This is a genomic window from Perlucidibaca sp. (assembly GCF_057084925.1).
On record NZ_JBXMRC010000009.1, the window covers coordinates 42029 to 64337 of the forward strand.

At 58.3% G+C, this 22309-nt stretch carries 22 protein-coding genes; 5 read left to right on the plus strand and 17 right to left on the minus strand.

All coding sequences use genetic code 11. The features are described from left to right. Positions 1-18 precede the first annotated feature (18 nt). The 16 genes from purF to leuC all read right to left on the minus strand — a co-directional run bounded on the left by purF (position 19) and on the right by leuC (position 16959). A complete protein-coding gene (gene purF / locus AC14IB_RS02605; protein ID WP_484230424.1) occupies positions 19-1524 on the minus strand; it encodes an amidophosphoribosyltransferase in 1506 nt (501 codons plus the stop codon). A gap of 9 nt (positions 1525-1533) precedes the next feature. Next, the gene (locus tag AC14IB_RS02610) at positions 1534-2052 is read right to left on the minus strand and encodes a CvpA family protein (protein WP_068858745.1); all 519 of its coding nucleotides are present in this window, start codon (positions 2050-2052) and stop codon (positions 1534-1536) included. Positions 2053-2120: 68 nt separating this feature from the next. Continuing rightward, entirely contained in the window at positions 2121-3005 is an 885-nt protein-coding gene (locus tag AC14IB_RS02615) for an SPOR domain-containing protein (protein WP_484230425.1), read from the minus strand. Positions 3006-3008: 3 nt separating this feature from the next. Continuing rightward, positions 3009-4274, minus strand: coding sequence for a bifunctional tetrahydrofolate synthase/dihydrofolate synthase (gene folC / locus AC14IB_RS02620; protein ID WP_484230426.1), 1266 nt, complete (start codon positions 4272-4274; stop codon positions 3009-3011). Then, positions 4271-5137, minus strand: a complete 867-nt coding sequence (gene accD, locus AC14IB_RS02625) for an acetyl-CoA carboxylase, carboxyltransferase subunit beta (protein WP_484230427.1) — start codon at positions 5135-5137, stop codon at positions 4271-4273. Before accD ends, folC begins: the two co-directional genes overlap by 4 nt. Positions 5138-5181: 44 nt before the next feature. Beyond that, on the minus strand, positions 5182-5988 hold the full coding sequence (gene trpA / locus AC14IB_RS02630) for a tryptophan synthase subunit alpha (RefSeq protein ID WP_068858737.1): 807 nt from the start codon (positions 5986-5988) through the stop codon (positions 5182-5184). Further along, positions 5985-7208 (minus strand): tryptophan synthase subunit beta, encoded by a 1224-nt coding sequence (gene trpB / locus AC14IB_RS02635; RefSeq protein WP_068858735.1) that lies wholly within the window; start codon positions 7206-7208, stop codon positions 5985-5987. Before trpB ends, trpA begins: the two co-directional genes overlap by 4 nt. Next, a complete protein-coding gene (locus tag AC14IB_RS02640; protein WP_068858732.1) occupies positions 7205-7840 on the minus strand; it encodes a phosphoribosylanthranilate isomerase in 636 nt (211 codons plus the stop codon). Before AC14IB_RS02640 ends, trpB begins: the two co-directional genes overlap by 4 nt. Positions 7841-7973: 133 nt before the next feature. Further along, entirely contained in the window at positions 7974-8972 is a 999-nt protein-coding gene (locus tag AC14IB_RS02645; RefSeq protein ID WP_157686323.1) for a FimV/HubP-related protein, read from the minus strand. A gap of 111 nt (positions 8973-9083) precedes the next feature. Next, a complete protein-coding gene (truA, locus tag AC14IB_RS02650; RefSeq protein WP_484230498.1) occupies positions 9084-9899 on the minus strand; it encodes a tRNA pseudouridine(38-40) synthase TruA in 816 nt (271 codons plus the stop codon). 11 nt (positions 9900-9910) lie between these two features. Continuing rightward, positions 9911-11563: a FimV/HubP family polar landmark protein gene (locus AC14IB_RS02655; protein ID WP_484230428.1), complete on the minus strand. Its 1653-nt coding sequence runs from the start codon at positions 11561-11563 to the stop codon at positions 9911-9913. A gap of 50 nt (positions 11564-11613) precedes the next feature. Further along, complete coding sequence (locus tag AC14IB_RS02660; RefSeq protein WP_484230429.1) at positions 11614-12588, minus strand: Asd/ArgC dimerization domain-containing protein; 975 nt, start codon at positions 12586-12588, stop codon at positions 11614-11616. Next, complete coding sequence (asd, locus tag AC14IB_RS02665) at positions 12588-13718, minus strand: aspartate-semialdehyde dehydrogenase (protein WP_484230430.1); 1131 nt, start codon at positions 13716-13718, stop codon at positions 12588-12590. Before asd ends, AC14IB_RS02660 begins: the two co-directional genes overlap by 1 nt. 38 nt (positions 13719-13756) lie before the next feature. Next, positions 13757-14830 (minus strand): 3-isopropylmalate dehydrogenase, encoded by a 1074-nt coding sequence (leuB, locus tag AC14IB_RS02670; RefSeq protein WP_484230431.1) that lies wholly within the window; start codon positions 14828-14830, stop codon positions 13757-13759. 27 nt (positions 14831-14857) lie between these two features. Continuing rightward, on the minus strand, positions 14858-15511 hold the full coding sequence (gene leuD, locus AC14IB_RS02675; protein ID WP_484230432.1) for a 3-isopropylmalate dehydratase small subunit: 654 nt from the start codon (positions 15509-15511) through the stop codon (positions 14858-14860). Between the two features lie 29 nt (positions 15512-15540). Beyond that, the gene (leuC, locus tag AC14IB_RS02680; RefSeq protein ID WP_484230433.1) at positions 15541-16959 is read right to left on the minus strand and encodes a 3-isopropylmalate dehydratase large subunit; all 1419 of its coding nucleotides are present in this window, start codon (positions 16957-16959) and stop codon (positions 15541-15543) included. A gap of 262 nt (positions 16960-17221) precedes the next feature. On the opposite strand from leuC, the gene AC14IB_RS02685 reads away from it, so the two are divergent. From AC14IB_RS02685 to AC14IB_RS02705, 5 genes are all read left to right on the plus strand, one after another. Then, the gene (locus AC14IB_RS02685; RefSeq protein WP_484230434.1) at positions 17222-17434 is read left to right on the plus strand and encodes an AbrB/MazE/SpoVT family DNA-binding domain-containing protein; all 213 of its coding nucleotides are present in this window, start codon (positions 17222-17224) and stop codon (positions 17432-17434) included. Further along, positions 17434-17826: a PIN domain-containing protein gene (locus tag AC14IB_RS02690; RefSeq protein ID WP_484230435.1), complete on the plus strand. Its 393-nt coding sequence runs from the start codon at positions 17434-17436 to the stop codon at positions 17824-17826. The genes AC14IB_RS02685 and AC14IB_RS02690 overlap by 1 nt, the downstream gene beginning before the upstream one ends. Before the next feature lie 3 nt (positions 17827-17829). Continuing rightward, a complete protein-coding gene (locus AC14IB_RS02695; RefSeq protein ID WP_484230436.1) occupies positions 17830-18726 on the plus strand; it encodes a LysR family transcriptional regulator in 897 nt (298 codons plus the stop codon). 180 nt (positions 18727-18906) lie between these two features. Beyond that, positions 18907-20106, plus strand: coding sequence for an alkane 1-monooxygenase (locus AC14IB_RS02700; protein ID WP_484230437.1), 1200 nt, complete (start codon positions 18907-18909; stop codon positions 20104-20106). Between the two features lie 145 nt (positions 20107-20251). Further along, the gene (locus AC14IB_RS02705; RefSeq protein ID WP_484230438.1) at positions 20252-21337 is read left to right on the plus strand and encodes a calcium/sodium antiporter; all 1086 of its coding nucleotides are present in this window, start codon (positions 20252-20254) and stop codon (positions 21335-21337) included. On the opposite strand, the gene AC14IB_RS02710 is transcribed toward AC14IB_RS02705, so the two are convergent. Then, positions 21323-22219 (minus strand): metal-dependent hydrolase, encoded by an 897-nt coding sequence (locus tag AC14IB_RS02710; RefSeq protein ID WP_484230439.1) that lies wholly within the window; start codon positions 22217-22219, stop codon positions 21323-21325. The two genes, AC14IB_RS02705 and AC14IB_RS02710, sit on opposite strands and share 15 nt — an antisense overlap. Positions 22220-22309 lie beyond the last annotated feature (90 nt).

Genomic DNA, 22309 nt, shown 5'->3' on the forward strand with positions numbered 1-22309 from the left:
CTCCCAAGCCCAACGGGCTTAGCCGTTGGCGAGGTCTACCATGGTGGAGCCGTGACGGCTTTGCTTTTTGGCCGAATCGCTGCGTGACGCCTGTAGCTTATCGAGATAGACATCATCAATATCGCCTGTCACATATTCGCCGTTAAACACGGAGCAATCAAATTGTTGAATGTCCGGATTGCCTTCGCGCGCGGCTGAGATCAAATCTTCGAGCTTTTGATAAATCAGCGCGTCCGCACCAATCAAATCACAGACCTCTTGATCGGTACGACCGTGCGCGATGAGCTCGTCCTTGGCTGGCATATCAATACCGTAGACATTCGGAAACTTGACCGCAGGCGCTGCCGAGGCGAAATAGACCTTATTCGCGCCCGCATCGCGCGCCATTTGAATGATTTCGCGACAGGTGGTGCCGCGCACAATGGAGTCATCCACCAGTAGTACATTCTTACCAGCAAACTCCAGCTCAATCGGGTTGAGCTTTTGACGCACCGACTTTTTGCGCTGGCCCTGCCCCGGCATGATGAAGGTACGGCCGATGTAGCGGTTCTTCATGAAACCTTCGCGATACTTGACATTGAGTTGGTTTGCCAGCTCCAGAGCCGCCGTGCGGCTGGTGTCTGGAATAGGCATGACCACATCAATGTTCAGATCGGGATAGTCGCGGGTAATGGTATTGGCTAGCTTCTCACCCATGCGCAGTCGCGCTTTGTACACTGAAATATTGTCAATGATGGAGTCGGGGCGTGCGAAATACACGTGCTCGAAAATGCACGGCGAGTACACGGGATTTTCCGCGCACTGGCGCGTGAACAACTCACCCGCTTCGTTAATAAAGACCGCTTCGCCCGGCAACAAATCGCGTACCACGCGAAAGCCCAGCGAGGTCACAGCCACCGATTCCGAGGCCACGATGTACTCTTTGCCGTCTGGCGTATCGCGCTCACCAAAAATAATGGGGCGAATGCCGAAGGGGTCGCGGAAACCCACAATGCCATAGCCAGTAATCATGGCCACCACCGCGTAAGCACCACGACAGCGCTTATGCACGCCACTCACGGCAGCAAAAATGTCATCCACACTGGGGGCGATTTTGCCGTTGGCTTGCAGCTCATGGGCAAAAATATTGAGCAGTACTTCGGAGTCGGAGTCGGTATTAACGTGGCGCAAATCGGTGAGAAAGATGGCCTTGGCCAACTCTTGGGCATTGGTCAAATTACCGTTATGCGCCAGCGTAATGCCGTATGGCGAGTTCACATAGAACGGCTGAGCTTCAGCCGAGCTGGACGAGCCCGCAGTGGGGTAACGAACATGGCCAATACCAAAGTTGCCAGCCAAGCGCAGCATGTGACGGGTATGGAACACGTCGCGCACCATGCCGTTTTCTTTGCGTAAAAATAGGCGACCATGTTCACTGGTAACAATACCGGCAGCATCCTGGCCTCGGTGTTGCAATACCGTCAGGGCGTCATACAACGCCTGATTGACCGGCGTCTTTCCGGCAATGGCAACAATTCCGCACATGGCAACCTCTCAGGGTGACGATTTCGACGTCGGAGACGCCGAAGGGATAGGACGAACCAGCGTTAACGCTTGCTGCTGTAGCGAGCGCGCCAGAGATTCATATTGCAAAAAGGTTTTTGGCAGCAAGGCGTTGCGATACCAGCTGTCATGCTTCACGAAAGGCGCCATGAGCATGAGTGCGATAAGCACCAGCAATCCGCCCCGTAGCGCCCCAAAAATGCCGCCCATGAAGCGATCGATCAAGCTCAAGCCACCACCATGCACCACTTGACGCAGCACGGTGCCAAGTAGGCTAAAGGTCAACAAAGTGCCAAAAAATAGACCGCCATAAGACAACACGAGGCGTATTGAGGGTGTGCTAACAAAACCCGCTAACCAAGCGGCTAAGGGCTCGTTAAAGCTGCGCGCAATGATGATGGCCAGCACCCAGCCCGCTAAGGCAAAGGCTTCGCGCACGAAACCGCGCATAAAGCCAAAAATCAGCGAAAGCGCCAGAACCGATAAGATGACTAAATCTGCAGGATGCATAAGGCTCGCTAACCTGCCCGTATTAGGGACAGTAAGGGGTAGCAATCTGGGCGCGCATCATACCAAACTCACGGGCGATAGGCTTGAATCCAGCCACTCAATTTTAGCTGGGGATCTTCCGCTAAACGCCGCTTAATAGATTCGGCCACTGACTTATCGAGCTCTGGGCCAATAATGACGCGCCAGCTATCGCCCGTAGCTGCCGAACTGGCGCGATAACCTTTGGCGCGCAGCTTCTCCACCAAGGCATTGGCTTTCTCGGGCGCATTAAGACGGGCCACCTGCACCACCCAGGCCTGAGGCAAGGCCGGATCCGGATCTGTCGGTGTTTTGGTGGCTTGTGCGACAGCTGCCTTTTTATCGGCTACCGCTTTTTCGGCCGCAAGTTTTTCGGCCTTGGCCTTATCTGCAGCGGTCTTTTCTGCAGCAGCCTTCTTCTCGGCTAAGGCTTTTTTCTCGGCTAGGGCTTTGTCAGCTAGAGCTTTTTTTTCTGCTGCCGTTTTTACCACGGACTGATCATCTAACTTAGCTTGTGCAGCCGCCGCTGCAGCAGCCTCAGCTTTTAACTTTGCGGCCTTCTCGGCAGCAAGATTTGCCGCGAGCTGTTGCTCGGCTAATGCATCCGTGCCGGGCGCAGGACGAGTGGCGGGTTCTTGCAAACGGAATTGCTCTGGCGTGGCCGGTGTGGGCGCTGGCTCTTCCGTGATCGCGGGCTCTACGGGATAAAACGTGGGCTCGCCGTGACTGGCGCTGATCTCTTTCGCCATGTCTTGCGCTTGCTGCTGCAGCGCTGGGGCTAAGTCCTGCGTGGTTGGCGTTGATGGCGCCGAAGGCGGTGTGGGTGGACGCAGCGCTTGAACCCCGGCGCCTTCAAGCAAAACCGGCAGAAACAGAATCGCGGCAGCCAGCAGCACCACGCCACCTAAAATTCGTTGCTTCACTGCGATATCCATGACTCACGCACCTGCTGACAAAACGGCCGCGACCGTTAGAAATGATCCGAAAACAACGATTCTATCGCCGCCTTGAAGTGCTTGGCGAGCTGCGCTGAGCGCCGACTCCACCGTTGTATATTGCCCGCCAATACAGGGGTTGCTGAGCGCTTGCTGGAGCTGGTCGGCTAATCGCGCTGCCGTTTGCCCTCGCGGGCCCGACAAGTCCGCCAACCACCAACAATCCACCGACTCTGCCGATGCCGCGATCACGCCCGCCACATCCTTATCCTGCAACATAGCGAAGACAGCATGGGTACGCTGGCCCGGCAGGGGTTTCGGCAAATGCTGCCAAAGAAAGCGTGCGCCGTGCGGATTATGCCCGACATCGACCCAGACTTCAGGCAGCCCGGTTAAGCGCTGCAAGCGCCCGGTGACATAGGCGTGAGGCAAGCCCTGCCGAATCGCCGCCTCGCTGATGCGTAGGTCGCTTACTGCTGCCAGTGCGTGCAAAGCGGCTATGGCGGTGGCCGCGTTATCACAGACCACACTAGGTGCAGGCAAGTCGGTGTAAAGCGTATCGCCAGCTTGCCAAGACCATGCGCCGGCCTCGTCGAGGTCTGCGAAATCGTAATGCTGCCCTTTTTGCCACATCGGTGCCGATAGTGACTGTGCCTGCATCAACAACACCGAGTGCGGCTCACGCTCACCCAGGACCACCGGGCATCCTGCACGCATAACACCGGCCTTTTCTTTGGCAATGGCTGCAATGGTATCGCCCAGCCAGTCCTGATGATCGAGATCGACACTGGTGATCACGGCCACGGTGGCATCGACTAAGTTCACGGCATCCAAGCGACCGCCCAAGCCCACTTCCAGCACGACTAAGTCCGGCGCCTGCTGCTGAAACCAGTAGAAGGCCGCCAAGGTGGTGTGTTCAAAATAGGTCAGCGAAATATCGCCCCGCACGGTTTCAACGGCATCTAATGCGGAGACGAGTTCGGCATCACTAATGAGCGTGCCGTTGATGCCGATGCGCTCATTGAAATCGACTAAATGGGGTGAGGTGTAGTGTGCGACGCGCCAACCCGCAGCACGACCCAGGGCCATTAGCGTGGCCACCGTTGAGCCTTTGCCGTTCGTGCCGGCCACGGTAATCACGGGCGCCTGAAACTGACGCACATGGAGACGATTCGCCACAAGACCGACACGCTCCAGCCCCATATCAATGGCACTGGGGTGACGGCGCTCTAAGGTGTGTAGCCAGTCGGCTTTAGACTGCGAACTCACACCGGGAAATGCGTAAACTTGGCCAACAAACGGAACAACGTATCGCGCATTTCATGGCGGTGAATGATGATGTCTACCGTGCCATGCTCTAGCAAAAACTCCGATCGCTGGAAGCCTTCCGGCAGCTTCTGACGCACGGTTTGTTCAATGACACGAGGGCCAGCGAAACCAATCAGCGCATGAGGTTCCGCCGCATTCACCTCGCCCAACATGGCCAAACTGGCCGACACACCGCCATAGACCGGGTCGGTGAGCACAGAAATATAGGGCACACCAGCCTGCTTCATACGCTCTAACGCGGCGGAGGTTTTCGCCATTTGCATCAGCGAGAACAAGGCTTCTTGCATGCGCGCGCCACCCGAGGCGGCAAAGCAGATCAGTGGCACACGGTGGATCAAGCAGTACTCAGCGGCGGCCACAAAACGACCACCAACCACCGAGCCCATGGAGCCGCCCATGAAATCGAATTCAAACGCCGCCACCACCACGGGTAAATTATTCAGCGTGCCTTTAATCACCACCAAAGCATCTTTCTCGCCGGTACTGGCTTGCGCTTCAGCAATACGGTCGGCGTAGCGCTTGGAGTCTTTAAAACGCAGGATATCAATCGGTTCAAGATCGGCCGCGAGTTCTTCTTGGCCTTCAGCATCTAGGGTCAGCGCAATGCGCGCACGAGCGCCGATACGTAAATGATGTTGGCAGCGCGGGCAGACGTGCTGATTGCGCTCCACCTCAGCCTCATAGAGCACGGACTCGCACTTAGGACACTTACGCCACAGGCCTTCCGGCACTGAAGCTCGGCGATCTGTCGGGCCTTGTTGCCCCACATTCGGCAGGATACGTTCCAGCCAGTTTGCACTCATGTTGACTCCCAAGAGCCACCGGATCGCGGCGGCTCAGATGGCCCTCAGGCCTGATCAATCGCGGCGCGCATGGGCGCCAAGATCGCGGTCAAAGCAGCGGGAATCGCTGCAGTATCGTGGGCCAGTTCGCCCAAACGCTGCACTAGCACCGAGCCTACCACCACGCCATCGGCATGGCGCGCGACGGCCGCTGCCGTTGTGGCGTCCTTGATACCAAAACCAACGCCAATGGGCAATTGCGTGATGCTGCGTAATTCAGCAATTCGCGCCGCAACGGCGTCAGTATCGAGCGTGGCGGCACCCGTCACACCCTTCAGCGACACATAGTAGACATAGCCACTGGCCGCATCGGTAATGAGTTTAGCCCGTGCCAACGACGTGGTGGGTGCCAACAAATAAATGGGGTCCAAACCGACTCGTTTGAGCTCAAGGTCGAGGTCTTCGGCCTCTTCCGGCGGCAAATCAACGGTCAACACACCATCCACGCCCGCCGCTTTAGCCGCATCGGCGAAGGCCGCCACACCCATAATTTCAACGGGATTGAGGTAGCCCATTAAGACCACCGGCGTGTGGTCGTCTTGCTGACGAAACTCGCTGACCATAGCCAGCACTTGGCGCAGACTCACGCCATGCTTGAGGGCGCGCTCGTGGCCAAAGGTGATGGTCGGGCCATCGGCCATGGGGTCGGAAAAGGGCACGCCCAATTCCAGTACGTCAGCACCCGCCTTCACCAGCGCATGCAGGGCGGCCACGGTGACACCCGGCTCCGGATCACCGGCCGTAATGTACGGAATTAAGGCTTTGCGTCCGGCCGCTTTCAGAGCCGCGAAACGATGGGCTAAACGACTCACAGCTTCATCTCCAGGCCGTCCAACGCGGCTACCGTCATCAAGTCTTTGTCTCCACGACCCGATAAATTCACAATAATGATCTCGTCTTTCGCCATGGTCGGCGCCAGTTTCACGGTGTAGGCCACTGCATGGCTGGATTCCAGCGCAGGAATAATGCCTTCTTTGCGTGTCAGCGTGTGGAAACCATTCAACGCTTCCGTGTCATTAATCGCGACATACTGCACGCGGCCAATATCTTTCAACCAGCTGTGCTCCGGGCCCACACCGGGATAATCCAAGCCGGCCGAGCAGGAATGCGTTTCAATAATCTGGCCATTGTCGTCGGCCATGAGGTAGGTACGGTTACCGTGCAAGACGCCCATACGACCCGCGTTCAGTGGAGCCGAATGCTGGCCATCGCCAGCCGCAATGCCATGGCCTGCGGCTTCCACGCCATAGATTTTCACCGATTCATCGGCCAGGAACGGGTGGAACAAGCCAATGGCGTTAGAGCCGCCACCGACACAGGCGACCAAGGCATTGGGCAGTTTTCCCGTTTGCGCGAGGCATTGGCGGCGCGCTTCACGACCAATCACCGATTGGAAGTCACGCACCATCATGGGGTAAGGCGCAGGGCCAGCGACGGTGCCGATGATGTAGAACGTGTCATCAACGTTGGTGACCCAATCACGCATGGCCTCGTTGAGGGCATCTTTCAGTGTTTTCGAACCCGATGTCACCGGCACCACAGTGGCGCCCAGCAACTTCATGCGATAGACATTCGGCGACTGGCGCTTGACGTCTTCGGCGCCCATATAGACTACACATTCCATGCCCAGTCGTGCCGCAATAGTGGCTGTTGCTACGCCATGCTGCCCTGCCCCGGTTTCTGCAATGATGCGGGTTTTGCCGGACAGCTTGGCAAGCAAGGCCTGCCCGATGGTGTTGTTGATCTTGTGCGCGCCGGTGTGATTCAGATCTTCGCGCTTGAGGTAAATCTGTGCGCCACCGAGCTCACGACTCAAGCGCTCGGCGTGATACAGCGGTGATGGACGACCCACGTAATGCGCCAGATCGTGATCGAACTCTGCCATGAAGGCTGGATCGTTCTTAAGACGGGCATAGAGCTTGTCGAGATCATCCAACGCCCCCATCAGCGTTTCCGAGACAAAACGGCCACCGTGCTTACCAAAACGGCCACGGGCATCGGGGAACTGCGAGAAATCTACCGGTTGACTCATGCTGAGCGAACTCCTGCCAGAAAAGCTTCAATTTTGACGGCGTCTTTTACGCCTTTTGCCGCTTCAACACCGCCACTCACATCCACCGCATAGGGCCGTGTTTGCATAATGGCTTGCGCGACATTTTCCGGGGTTAAACCACCGGCCAGAATAATGGCGCGCGAGGTTTGTTTGGGCACTAAGGCCCAATCGAACTGCAAGCCCGTGCCGCCATGCTGCGTGGGGTGATAGGCGTCGAGCAAAATGCCCGAGGCCAGCGGCCACTGCGCCATGAGCGCGCTCACATCCTGGCCAGGCTGCACGCGCAAGGCCTTGATCCACGGGCGGCCGTATATCACGCAGGCTGACTCTGGCTCATCACCATGGAACTGCAAACAATCCAAAGGGACTTCCGCGAGGGTGTCGCGAATACGTTGCTCACTGGCATCTACAAACAATCCCACCGTGGTCACAAAAGGCGGCAAGACGGCGATGATGGCAGCCGCTTGCGCTGGCGTCACCGCACGCGGACTGGTGGAATGAAACACAAAGCCGAGAGCGTCTGCGCCCGACGCCACTGCCGAAAGTGCATCGTCAATTCGTGTGATGCCACAGATTTTGACGCGAACACGGGAACAAGCTTGAGTGGACAAGGTGCGCTCAGTGAGAAAGTTTTAACAGAAATCGAGTGTAGCAAAGGCAAAAGGCAGCGTCAGGTGAAGTTGCACCAGACACTGCCTTTTGTGCGAGGTTTGTCGTGCCTTAGCCCGACTTTACCCAGCGAAATTAACGCTTGCGGGCGCTGATACGCTCAGTGATAAACATACCCGTCAAAAACAAGCCTAAAAATACCAGCAGCACATTCGAGAAATAGCTGTATCCCAGCAGCTTCGTCTTTGCCGCCTCGTCCAGTTCTGCGGGCGAGGTCCCTGTTTCGGCGAGTGCTGTGGGTGTCTCACTTTCAGGCATAGCTTCAGGATTAAGGGCGGAGATCTGCTGATCGAGCTCAGTGACTCGCGTCTGCAAATCGGTAATCTGCTGCAGCATCTGAGTGCGCTCAGACTGCAAAGACTCCAGCGTGGGTTCAGCACCCACATCCGCTAAAACTTCGGCGTTATCGGCTTCGGCAGCAGCCACCAGCTCAGCTGGCTCTGGGCTGGGCTGGACCGCAACCGGAGCAGCGACAACGGGAGCCGGTGCGGCGACAGGCTTAGGAGCCGCCTTGGGTGCAGCTACTGGTGCTGCCGCAGGTTTCGCAACGGGCTTTACGGCCGGTTTTGCGGCGGGTTTATCGGTAAATGCAGCCGCTGCAACCTGACTTGGCTCGCTGCGAGGGGCCACGGCAGCTGCCTGTGCGGGAGCCAAAGGCTCAGCGCCATCGCTGGATACTTTCGAGGCCACTTGCTGAAGCTGACCAATGCCGGCCGCTCGGATCGACACCATGAAGCTGACAAAGTCGCCCTCCACAGCGGTACTCGAGGTGGCACGCGCAATAACTTTGCCAGAGGGCAAGGCAATGATTTTGAAGCGCACGTTATCGGCCCAGTCTGGGCGCGACAAACCCACTCGGGTATGTTCTGCACTGGACGCTACGGATACGCTCAGATCACGCAAATTTGCACCCTGAAGATCGACCAACTCGATGTCCATACGCAGGGGCTGATTCGTTGCTGACCACACCACCATGTCATTGACAGAGACCGCCAGTGCAGGCGTAGAAACGGTAGCCATCATCAAGGCCAGAGCAAGGGCGTGGGGTGCGCGAGTGAAGCGAGTGCGGGGCATGACTTTATCCTCATTATCAGTGTCTTGCAGTGCTGCTGAGTAAAGCGTTTTCACTCGCAGCTGCCAAGATGCATTTTTACTTAAAACCAACATATCTGGTTAAGAATGGCGTTATTCCGACCAAGCGGCAGCCCAAATCGGCCCAATAGGGCCACGCGGCAACTGAAACTCCGGCGGATAATGTGCATCGACAAAATAGAGACCATCCGGCGGCGCTGTGATGCCCGCCTGAGTTCTGTCGCGGGAAGCCAGCACTTGCGCCGCCCACTCCACATCGGCACGGCCATCACCCACAGCCAGCAGCACGCCCATGATGTTGCGCACCATATGATGCAAGAAGCCATCCGCCTGAATATCTAGGCGGATCAATTCACCGCGCCGACTTAAGTTCAGGAAATGCACATCCCGCACCGGGCGCTTGGACTGACACGCAACGGCACGGTAGGCACTAAAGTCATGCACCCCGACCAAGGCATTCGCTGCCGCTTGCATACGCGAGACATCCAGAGCCGCGTGATGCCACGTCGCTCGCCCCGCCAGCAGCGCAGAGCGTCGCGGGTGGTTATAGACAAAGTAGTGATAGCGTCGTGCAATGGCCTTGAAGCGCGCATGAAAATCGCCGGTTATGGGCTGAATCCAGCGTACTGCAACGGTTTCGGGTAACAGCGTGTTAATGCCCATGAGCCAGTTGCGCTCGTTGCGAATTGCGCTGCTATCAAAATGCGCGACCATGCCCGAGCCATGCACCCCGGCATCCGTACGACCAGCGCCATGCAAGGTAATGGGATGATTGGCGACGCGGGATATGGCTGTTTCCAAGGTTTCTTGGACGCTGACAACACCTGCTTGCTGTGTTTGCCAACCGCGAAAAGCTCGACCATCAAACTCAACGCCTATCGCCCAGCGCGTGCTGGGCGGCGTAATCATTTCAGACACGATTAGCTCAAACTATCGAGTATTTGCTTGGCCAGTGTTTGTTGCTCGGCACTGCCTCGGGTGATGACGGTTTGCAGCAACTCTTTCGCCAGATCAGTTTCCTGCATGTCGATATAGGCTTGGGCTAAATCTAAACGGGTTTGCAAGGCCGCTGACTCAGCATCACTCATGAAGTCGTACTCTGCCTCAGCCTCAACCTCAGCCTCGGCTTCAATCGGCACATTCATACCGACCTGCTCAGGCTCAATAAATGGCGACACCTCTGGTTCCGGTGCGGAATGTGCCGCCGTCCACGGTGGTGTTGGCAGCGACTCAAGGGGCTCGAACGCCACGTAATCATTGGCCACCGGTACGATAGGTGCTGCCCGAGCAACGAGTGCGGCATTGCTAGCCGCCGCCGCACGACGACGCAGAATAATCAGCAGGGCGATAAAAAAACCGACGGCCGCTGCCACCCAACTCGGGCGAATACTACTTTCAGCCGCAGGCTCTTTCGGCGCAGTGGTCATGGGTTCAGCACTGGGCTTGACGGCATTAAGCTGGGCCAGCTTGGCATCCAAGACCTTTAAGCGCGCATCTTTATCCTGACCTGCGTTTTCCAGATCCGCCAATTCCGCCTGCAGCGCTGCTCGCTCGGCTAGTAACGTATTTTTCTGTGTCGCTAATTGGGCCAGCTCATCGGCAATCAGTGCTTCCGCTTGCGCAGCTTCCGTCGAATCTGCCGCTTTTGGGCTGATGAGCGTCAGCGTCACTTCCTCGCTGCCTTCTGTGGCTGAGGTTGCAGGCGCAGCTGAAAGCGCGGGCTGATCTAAGGGCGCATGGGTTTGATTATTTGCCGCTGCCTGTCTTGCCGCCAGCCATTCGCGCGCTTGCTCAGGCCCGGGCAGCGTTAAGCCGGTGGATAAGGGGTAGCGCAGCAAGGCACCGCGTTTGAGCTGGTTAATGTTGCCATCAACGAAAATTCGAGGATTACTTTCCGCCAGCAATTGCTGCTTTTGTTCCAGCGATGCCTGCGGTAACGGCCACGCTTTCGCCAAGCCCGTTAAGGTATCTCCCGCCTTCACCCGGCCTGAAACCGGCTCCGCCGCAATTTGCTCAATTGGATCAACAAAGGCTTTCGCGCCCGGTGCGGGCTCTACGGGTGGCGGCAAGGTCGGCGCTACGCTATCGACCGTTAACGTCGCGGTGCCGGGTGCCGTGAGGTCAGTGGTGGCTAGGGTTTCTGCTAACTGAGGGGCTTCAGCGAGGGCGGGCGCTGCCGGGGTCATTTCCGGCAGTAAAACTGCGGTCACCTGCTGAACGCGAATATTGCCAGGCCAGATCAATTGCACCAAGAAATTCAGGTTGGCCTCTTGCTGTGGCTCCACACCAGAGATCACCGCCGTCACTGAACCCGTGTTTTGCATGAGCACTTGCCACTGATCGGATCCCACCGGTGGGATCAGGCCAAGGCGGCTGTAGTCTTCGGCGGGTGCAAGGATGACACGCGTATCGCTCGCTGCCACTGCGCCCAAGTCACTGAGTACCAGCTGAATTTTCAGTGGTTCGCCCAGCGCAGACAGCACGCGCATTTCACCCAGTGCCACCGCATAAGCGGAGCAGCTGTAGGCACTTAAGCAAGCTACTGCTGCCCATGACACGATGCGATTGTTCATCCCCGCTCCCATGACGCTATCCGCGCCAACCGACTATTTGCTGCGCTGAGTTAACCCTGAACCATGAGCGTTGCCAAGAGCGGCTGCACAATCCCGACGCGTAGCGGGTCGGCGAGCACGCAGGCCATGGCGTCTTGCGCCTCGACTTGCAGGCGCGACAAGGTGCCGGTGAAGTTCGCCACCCCTTGGCTGACCGGCGTCGGCAGTGTCTCGCCATCGCGATCTTCATGCACTTGCAGGTGATCCACCGACTCGCAAATGGTCAGCACATCTGCACGACTCAGCGCATCAGCATGCGTCCAGCGCAAGTCCATCACGGCACCGTAAAACACCGGCACGATAAACTGACGTACGCGCACCACCGTGCCCGGCAGTTGCTTTTGCAGCGAAGCCAGCAAGCGGCGCTCGCGCAGCGTACCCGTCGCCGGCTCGAAACTGCCATCTGCAGACAGCACATTGAAGGCGATCTGCTGCGGCCAGGTCTCTACCGTAATGCCACGACCGTTGAGCAACTCACCAGTCTGGCGTGCCAGCTCACGAACACCCTTCTGACCGCGCGCCGAAACCGGTGCCAGCACCGTCACTTCTAGGCGCTGCAGCGGCGATGCTGCATTCAGCTTTTGCACCAGCGGCGACAGGATATTGACCAGCGGCTCATCGAGCACAATTAGCAGACTGTCCGGGCCGGCTTCGGCCAGACTCACGGCTTGCGGGTGCGAGCGCAGGCTGCCACTGGCATCCCAAACACGCACACCGCGTGCCAGCAAGCGACCGGCCAGCTCGTCTGCCACATCGGCGGGCACGGCAAGGATGGCTTCGTTAAGGTCATCGAAATCAGCCGTATCGGCCTCTTCCACGGCCAGCGGCTTGTCGCGAAAGACACGACTCTCTTCGTTGGAGCGCGCGCTAGCAAAAAGACGCAGGCGGCCCACAAAAGCCCCCTGCTCTTCCAGCGCATCAAAGAATGCGCGACCGAGTTCACCGGTCACGCCAAACAGACCCAGGGACTGCGTAATAGCGCCCATCAGGCTGCCGTTCCGCGAGCGAGCAGAATGCGCAGCATACGACGCAGCGGTTCTGCCGCGCCCCAGAGCAACTGGTCACCGATCACGAAAGCCGAGATATATTGCGGGCCCATGTTGAGCTTGCGAACACGGCCAACGCCGATCTTGAGGCCGCCGGTGATGCTCGCCGGGGTCAGCTCGTTGACGGTGATGTCGCGATCGTTCGGCACCCACTTCACCCAATCGTTACCGGACTGGATGATGCTTTCGATTTCGCTCAGCGGCAGATCCTTGTTCAGCTTCAGGGTCAGCGCCAGGCTGTGGCAGCGCATCGCGCCGATGCGCACGCAGAGGCCATCCACCGGAATCACGGCGTCGGTCCCGAGGATCTTGTTAACCTCGGCCTGACCCTTCCACTCTTCCTTGGACTGGCCGTTGTCGAGCTGCTTGTCGATCCACGGGATCAGACCGCCCGCCAGCGGCGCACCGAAGAACTCACGCGGCACATCGTTGCGGATGGTCTGCGCTACCTTGCGGTCGATATCCAGAATCGCTGAAGCCGGTGTGGCCAGCTCGTCTGCGACAGCAGCGTTGATCACACCCATGCCCTTAAGCAGTTCGCGCATGTGGTTGGCACCACCGCCCGATGCCGCCTGATACGTCATGGAGCTGACCCACTCGACCAGACCTTCGCGGAATAGCCCACCCACGCCCATGAGCAGAATGGAGTTGGTGCAGTTGCCGCCGATGAAGTTCTTCACGCCCTTGGCCAGCGCAGATTCGATCAGGCCGCCATTAACGGGGTCGAGAATAATCACCGCGTCATCTTCCATACGCAGTGTCGACGCCGCGTCGATCCAGTAACCGTTCCAACCGGCTGCACGCAGCTTCGGGAAGATCTCGGTGGTGTAATCGCCGCCCTGGCAGCTGATGATGGTGTCCATCGCCTTCAGAGCGTCGATGCTGTGGGCGTCCTGCAGAACACCTGCATGAGCGCCGCCGGCCTTGCCACCGAAGGCCGGCGCCGCAGCGCCCGGATTCGAGGTGGTGAAGTACACCGGATCAATCACGGCGAAATCATTTTCTTCCACCATGCGCTGCATCAGCACCGAACCCACCATGCCACGCCAACCGATCAGACCTACTTTCATGTTCGTTCTCCTGAGAATTTGTTAAAGCGCAGCGCTAGTTAAAGCGCGGCAACGACCGCTTCGCCCATGGCTTGCGTGCCAACCTGGGTCGTGCCTTCGCTGTAAATATCGGGGGTACGCAGGCCCTGATCGAGCACGCGACCGACGGCATCCTCAATGGCCTTAGCCGCAGCATCGGCCTTGAAGGTGTAACGCAGCATCATCGCCACCGACAAAATAGTGGCCAATGGATTCGCCACGCCCTTGCCGGCGATGTCCGGCGCGGAACCGTGGCAAGGCTCGTACATGCCCTTCTTAAACTCATCCAGCGACGCCGACGGCAGCATGCCGATGGAGCCGGTGAGCATGGCCGCTTCGTCGGAGAGAATGTCGCCGAACAGGTTGCCGGTCACAATCACATCGAACTGCTTGGGGCGGCGCACCAGCTGCATCGCGGCGTTATCCACATACATGTGCGAGAGCTCGACATCCGGGTATTCCGGCGCGATCTCGGTCACGACCTGCTTCCACAGCTCGGTGACTTCCAGCACATTGGCCTTGTCCACCGAGAGCAGCTTCTTGTTGCGCTGCTGCGCGAGCTGGAAAGCGACATGCGCGATGCGGCGGATCTCGGACTCGCTGTAAACATCGGTGTTGTAGCCCTGACGCTCGCCATTCTCGAGAATGCGGATGCCGCGTGGCTGACCGAAATAGATGCCGCCAGTCAGCTCACGCACGATGAGGATGTCGAGGCCGGCAACCAGCTCGGTCTTCAGCGACGACGCATGCGCCAGCTGCGGATACAGAATGGCCGGGCGCAGGTTGGCGAACAGGTTCAGCTCGGAACGGATCTTCAGCAGGCCACGCTCCGGGCGGATAGCACGCTCGATCTGGTCCCACTTCGGGCCGCCGACGGCACCGAGCAGAATGGCATCGGCCTTGCGGGCGGCATCCAGCGTGACGTCCGGCAGCGGCACGCCATGCGTGTCGATGGCGCAGCCGCCGAGTAGCTCGTGGCTCCAGCTCAGGCCCAGGCCAAACTGGTCGTTGACCTTGGCCAGCACTTTCTCGGCTTCTGCCATGATTTCCGGGCCGATGCCGTCACCGGCCAGAATAACAATATGTTTAGTCATCTAAATCAATCTCTTAAATTGGTTTGTTCAAGCGCGATGCAAGCTATTAAAGACCCACGGACGGGCCAGCTGAGCCTTGCTTTCAAACGCCTTAATGGCATCACCATCTTGCAAAGTCAGGCCAATGTCATCGAGACCGTTGAGCAGGCAGTGACGGCGGAAGTCATCGACCTCGAAGCCGAAGGCCTCGCCGCTGGGCGTAATGACCTGACGCTTTTCCAGATCGACTGTGATCTCGTAGCCTTCCGTCGCGAAGCATTCGCGGAAGAGCTGATCGACCTGCGCTTCCTCAAGAATCACCGGCAACATGCCGTTCTTGAAGCAGTTGTTGAAGAAAATGTCGGCATAGCTCGACGCGATCACGGCACGGAAACCGTACTCATCCAGCGCCCACGGCGCATGCTCGCGCGACGACCCACAACCGAAATTCTGTCGCGCCAACAGCACGCTAGCGCCTTGGTAGCGCGGCTGATTGAGCACGAACTCGGTATTCAGCGGACGCGTCGAGCAATCCTGACCGGGATAACCCTCGTCCAGATAGCGCCACTCATCGAACAGGTTCACGCCGAAGCCGATGCGCTTGATCGACTTCAGGAACTGCTTCGGGATGATCTGGTCGGTATCAACATTGGCGCGATCTAACGGGGCTGCGATGCCCTTCACCACCGTAAATTTCTGCATGATTTATCTCCTCTGGCCCGGGGCCTGCCTCAGAACGTACGCACGTCGACAAAGTGGCCGGCAATCGCTGCCGCCGCTGCCATCGCCGGGCTGACCAGGTGAGTACGACCGCCGTTGCCCTGGCGACCCTCGAAATTGCGATTGGATGTAGATGCGCAGTGCTCGCCCGAGCCCAGCTTGTCGGCATTCATCGCCAAACACATCGAGCAACCGGGCTCGCGCCACTGGAAGCCGGCATCCAAGAAAATCTTGTCCAGCCCTTCGGCTTCGGCCTGCTGCTTCACCAGACCCGAACCCGGCACCACCATAGCCTGCTTGATGGTGCTGGCGACTTTGCGGCCCTTGGCGACGACAGCGGCTGCGCGCAAATCCTCGATGCGCGAGTTGGTGCAGGAGCCGATGAACACGCGATCGAGCTGGATGTCGGTGATCTTCTGCCCGGCCTTGAGGCCCATGTACTGATAAGCGCGCTCGAAGGAACTGCGCTCGACGGCATCTTCGGCGTCGTCCAGCGTCGGCACCGTGGCGGTGACCGGAACCACCATCTCCGGGCTGGTACCCCAGCTCACCTGCGGCTCGATGGCCGCGCCATCCATAACCACAACGGTGTCGAACACGGCGTCGGCATCGGAGTGCAGGGTTTGCCAGTAGGCCACCGCGGCATTCCACTGCTCGCCGGTCGGCGCAAAGGGCTTGCCCTCGAAATACGCGATGGTCTTGTCGTCGGCGGCAACCATACCCACACGGGCGCCGGCTTCGATGGCCATGTTGCAGACCGTCATGCGGCCTTCCATGCTCATGTCACGGAAGACCTGACCGCCGAACTCGATGGCATGGCCATTACCGCCGGCGGTGCCGATCTGACCGATGATGGCGAGCACGACGTCCTTGGGTGTCACGCCGGCACCGAGCACGCCGTCCACACGGACGAGCATGTTCTTCGATTTCTTCTGAATCAGGCATTGCGTGGCGAGCACGTGCTCGACCTCCGACGTGCCGATGCCGTGCGCGAGGCAAGCGAAGGCGCCATGGGTAGCGGTGTGTGAATCACCGCAGACCACGGTCATGCCCGGCAGCGTCAGACCCTGCTCCGGGCCGACCACGTGCACGATGCCCTGGCGCACATCATTGATGGTGAACTCGACCACGCCGAAATCGCGACAGTTGTCGTCCAGCGTCTGCACCTGGATACGCGAGGTCTCGTCGGCGATGGCAGCGACGCCACCGGCGCGCTCTTCGCGGTCGGTCGGCACGTTGTGGTCCGGCGTGGCGACATTGGCGTCGATGCGCCAGGGCTTGCGTCCGGCCAGGCGAAGGCCGTCGAAGGCCTGCGGCGAGGTCACTTCGTGCAGCAATTGACGATCGATATAAATGAGGCAGGAGCCATCATCGCGCTGGGTCACGAGGTGGTCATCCCACAACTTGTCGTACAGGGTCTTGCCGGCCATCACAGCCTCCTTAGCAGATCACGCCCCACTACACAGGCAATGGGGGATTTCGGATGAGGCAAGATTAATGTGATGCTTTAGATAAATCCAATTTATAGTTTTTATATTATAAATTACTTAATAGAATATATGGCCTCAACCATTCACCCAATTCTCCACCCCCAGCTTCAGCACACGCACAGAAGGTTTCAGAGGCGCTTGCTGATAGATTGTCAGCGGCGTAATCTTACAAAATTAGCATCGACATACAAAAGGTACGAAAATGGCTGCAACCGCCACGCTGTCCAGCAAATTTCAAATCTCTATCCCCAAGGCCGTGCGAGAACAACAGCAGTGGCAGGCGGGCCAGGAGTTCGTGTTCATTCCCAAGGGCGCTGGCGTGCTCGTCATGCCGGTGCCAGCACGCAACACCCTGCAAGGCATCGCGCGCGGGGCCAACCCAGACAACTTCCGTGACCGGCAGGATCGCTATTGATGCGCGTCGTTGACACATCGGCCTGGATTGAATGGCTGCTTGACTCGCCAACCGGCAAACAGCTCGCCGCTGACCTGCCCGCTGAAGCAGACTGGCTGGTACCCAGCATCGTGCAACTTGAGTTGAACAAATGGCTGACCCGAGAGTTGGGCGAAACGCGCGCCGATCAAGTCATTGCCTTCAGCATGACTTGCGTCGTCATCAATCTCGACAGCCGTATCGCGCTGCTGGCTGCAGACCTGCATCGCGAACATGGCTTAAGTACGGCCGATGCCATCATCTATGCGACCGCCCGCGATCAAGGTGCCGAACTGCTCACCTGCGATGCCCATTTCAAGGATCTGCCCGGCGTTCGCTACTACGCCAAGACCGCTTGGCTGATGGAGTCCTGACCCATGGATACCGCCGTTCTCAAGGCCTTCATTGAAGTGGCCCGCCACGAATCCTTCTCGAAGGCCGCGGAAACGCTGCACCTGACACAACCCGCCGTGACCAAGCGCATCCAGGTACTGGAAGAACAGCTGGATGCGCCCTTGTTTGACCGTGTCGGCCGCCGTGTGACGCTGACCGAGGCCGGTCGCGCCCTGCTGCCCCGCGCCCGGCAATGGCTGCACGAGCTCGACGACATGCGCCGCCTAGTCAGCGACTACTCCGAAGCCGCGACCGGCCAGCTCACCGGCACGCTGACGGTCGGCACCAGCCATCACATCGGCTTGCACCGCCTGCCGCCGGCGCTGCGCGCGTTCAGCACCGCGCATCCGCAGGTGCGGCTGGACATCCGCTTCATTGACTCCGAACAGGCTTACGACGCCGTGCTCTCCGGCGAGCTGGAGCTGGGCATCGTGACGCTGCCGCCAGCGCCGGATGACCGCCTGGTGGCAAAAGTGATCTGGCCCGACCCGCTGGCCTTTGTGGTCGCCGCCGGGCATCCGCTGGCGTTGCGCGCTCAGAAGCAACGCGCTGGCATTGCCGCCGCTGATCTAGCCCCCTACTCCGCCATCCTGCCGTCATCCTCGACCTTCACCCGCCAGATCGCCGAACAGATGTTCCAGCGCGAGGGCCTGACGCTGAACGTGAGCCTGGTCACCAATTATCTGGAGACGATCAAGATGATGGTGTCCATCGGTCTCGGCTGGGGTGTGCTGCCGGCCAGCATGTGCGATGCCGAGGTGGTGGCCGTGCCGGTGCAAGGCGTGGCGCTGAGTCGTGACCTGGGCGTGGTGCATCACCCGAGGCGCGCGCTGTCGCGGGCGGCGCAGGCGATGCTGGCGTTATTGGAGCAGGAGGGGTAATCTCCCAGGAACTCAAGCACTAGACCACGCAGTCTCTGTCGCTAATCGTGACATCGACCGATGTCACACACATTCATGGCATACCGGCGTTTTAAGAGATAAAAGCGGCTTTTTGCAGTTATTGCCGCCACGCGATCTGTTGATAATGACCCCACAGTCAACTGACCGCTGGATAAGCCCATGAACGCCACCGTAACCGAACACCTGAACGCGCAAACGGCGCAGAACGAATCTGCCAAGCCCGACTGGAAAGACCCTAAGCGCTATCTCTGGCTACTCAGCCCGGCACTGCCGGTGATTGGCTTGGCGGCCGTTTCCGCCTATGCCGTTGCGCCGAAGACGCTGCGCGGCTTGTCCTGGGCGGGTCCGGCCCTGGTACATGGCATTATTCCGGCATTGGATCGTCTGATCGGCACTGACACCAGCAATCCGCCGGAGGACATGATCGAGAAGCTGGAAAACGACAAGTATTATCAAGCCATTGTGAAGGCGTTTATTCCGGCTCAGTACGCCACCACCTTCTTGGCCACCTGGCTAGTCGGTCGTCGCAAGGACATGCCGCTCACGGACTATCTCGGTCTGACCCTGACCGTGGGTGCAGTCAATGGTATTGCCATCAACACCGGCCACGAGTTGTCGCACAAGCATGACAAGCTCGATCGGTTCTTCTCCATGCTGGCCTTGGCCCCCACGGGCTACACGCACTTCGCGGTTGAGCACCCGTTCGGCCATCACAAGCGCGTCGCCACGCCGGAAGATCCTGCCAGCAGCCGGATGGGCGAGAGCTTCTGGAAGTTCCTGCCGCGTACCGTCATCGGCGGCTTCAAGTCCGCTTATGAGATCGAGAAGCGCCGTCTGGAGCGCAAGGGCAAGAGCTTCTGGTGCTTAGAGAACGAGTTACTGCAAGGCTGGGCCATGAGCGCCGGTTTCTTCGGTGCGGCGACCCTCGTTGGTGGCCCACGTGCCATCCCCTTCTTAGTGGGTCAGGCTGCCTACGGTGCTTCGCTGCTGGAAGTGATTAACTACATCGAGCATTACGGCCTGAAGCGCGCACAGAATGAAAACGGCAAGTACGAACGCACGCTGCCGGAGCACAGCTGGAACAGCAATGAAGTGGTGAGCAACTTGTTCTTGTACCAGTTGCAGCGCCATAGCGATCACCACGCTCACCCAACGCGCAGCTTCCAAGCCCTGCGCCATTTCGAAAATGCGCCACAGCTGCCCGGCGGATATGCGTCGATGTTGCTACCTGCCTACTTCCCATCGTGGTGGTTCGGCATGATGGATCAGCGCGTGGTGGATCACTACAAGGGAGATCTCAGCAAGGTTAATATTGATCCAGAGCGGCGTGAAGAGATTATGGCGAAATACGGCAACTAACGCCAAACGCCCATAAATGACCGGCAGAGGCTCACGCTAATGTCGGTTTTTTTATGCCTCTGCGCTAGCTGGTTTCCCCTAAAGCGCAACTGATCGGCTAAAGTTCGGCAAGCTCATCAACCAAGATATTTTCGGAGCACTTGTCATGACGATCTTGTTGTTTATTGTTGGCCTAGGCCTACTCGTTCTTGGCGCAGAGGCCTTAGTGCGCGGGGCCTCCCGCATGGCTGGGGCCTTGGGCATTTCGCCGTTGGTTGTGGGCCTAACGGTTGTCGCGTTCGGCACCAGTTCACCGGAGTTAGCCGTGAGCGTGAAGTCGGCCTTTGCTGGCCAAGCCGACATCGCCATTGGCAACGTGGTGGGCAGCAACATTTTTAACGTGCTGTTTATTCTGGGTTTATCCGCCATCATTGTGCCGCTTATTGTGGCTCAACAGCTGATTAAGCTTGATGTGCCCCTCATGATTGGTGCATCCGTACTGCTTTGGGTGCTCGCGCAAGATGGCACGCTGAGCTTCCTAGACGGCGCCGTCTTATTTTTTGGCCTCAGCGCCTATATCGCACTGCTCATTCGCCAGAGCCGTAAAGAAACGGCCGCCATTAAAGCGGAATACGATGAAGCCTTTGCAGCGCCAAACGAGCCCATGAACTGGCTGAGCAACCTCGCCTTAGTGCTGGGTGGTTTAGCGATGTTAGTGCTGGGCTCGCGCTGGTTGGTGGAAAGCGCCGTGACCTTTGCTCAGCACATGGGCGTGAGCGAGCTGGTGATTGGTCTGACCATTGTGGCCGCAGGCACCTCGCTGCCAGAAGTAGTTACTTCCCTCATTGCAGCCATTCGTGGTGAGCGCGACATTGCGGTGGGCAATGTGGTGGGCAGTAACCTGTTTAACCTAATGGGTGTCTTGGGCTTAGCCAGCATGGTGGCTCCCGCCGGGTTGCCTGTGTCGGCCTCCGCTATCGCATTCGACATTCCCATCATGATTGCCGTGGCCGTGGCTTGCTTACCCATCTTCTTTACCGGCGGCATCATTAGCCGCGGTGAAGGCGCATTGTTTCTGGGCTATTACGTGGCCTATACGCTGTATCTGATTATGGCCGCCAATCAACATGCGCAGCTTTCCTTGCTGCGCGATGGCTTGCTGTACTTCGCGCTGCCCTTAACGGCCATTACGTTGCTGATCATTGCCACGCAAAGCCTGAGGAAACACGCCAGCCCTTCAAGCAGAAGCTAATGCTTCAGAGTTTTTATACTCGTCCAGCAGCTCGCCGTAACGGCCAAACAAACGCTCGCGCCATTCATTCTCTAGCGCCTGCGTTTGTTGCTGTGACGGGTGGAAACCGGGTTTCACGTAGGCAGGCATGTGTTTAAGCACTCCGGAGATAAACCCGTTTTTGCCAAACAGAGCTCGCAGACCACGCAGATTCTCTTGAACACTCAATAACTGCCCTTCCTTCAACAGCAATACGCCCCAACTGGCAATGATCGGCGGCGCCAAGAGCGCCAGAACAAGACCAAGCGCGATCCGGCGCTCGGCCAGCGTGCCTCCAACCTGCTCGAACACATCGTAGGCCACAGACTTGTGCTCGAGCTCCTCGAGTGCATGCCAGTACCACAGTTTTAGCATTTCGCCATCGGAGCTGTTTCGAAACGCCTCATGCGTAAGCCATTGCTCGGCAAGATGTGCAGTGAAATGCTCCATCATGGTGGTACAGGCCAGCTGCAAGCGTGGCGAGAATCGCTCGAGCTGCCGCAAGCTCCACTTCACCGCACGGTCGGGCGTTTCAACATCTAAATTACGCGCTGAAAAAAAGGCATTCAGACGGTCATGCTCACGGCCGTGCAAGGCTTCCTGGCCGATGAAACCGGCAATTTGCGCTTTAAGAACCGGGTCACTGACTTGATCTCGAAAACGCCGAACAGACTCCACAAAAAATCGCTCTCCAGGCGGAAATACGCCAGAGAAAACCACAAAAACTAGGCTGGCAAGCGGGTTCTGATTAAAGAAAAAGTAACGATCAGCCTCAACGGGGAAGCTGAATTTCACGTGACGCGGTGGAATACCCACTTGGGCACCGCTGAACCTGCGGGTAGTGGCTTGGACAGTGGCAGACATGATGATTCTCCAATCGGCTTATATTGACATTGTTGACTGGCACAACCGACCATGAGAAATTATTCCGAACTACTGTTCGGATTCAACTCG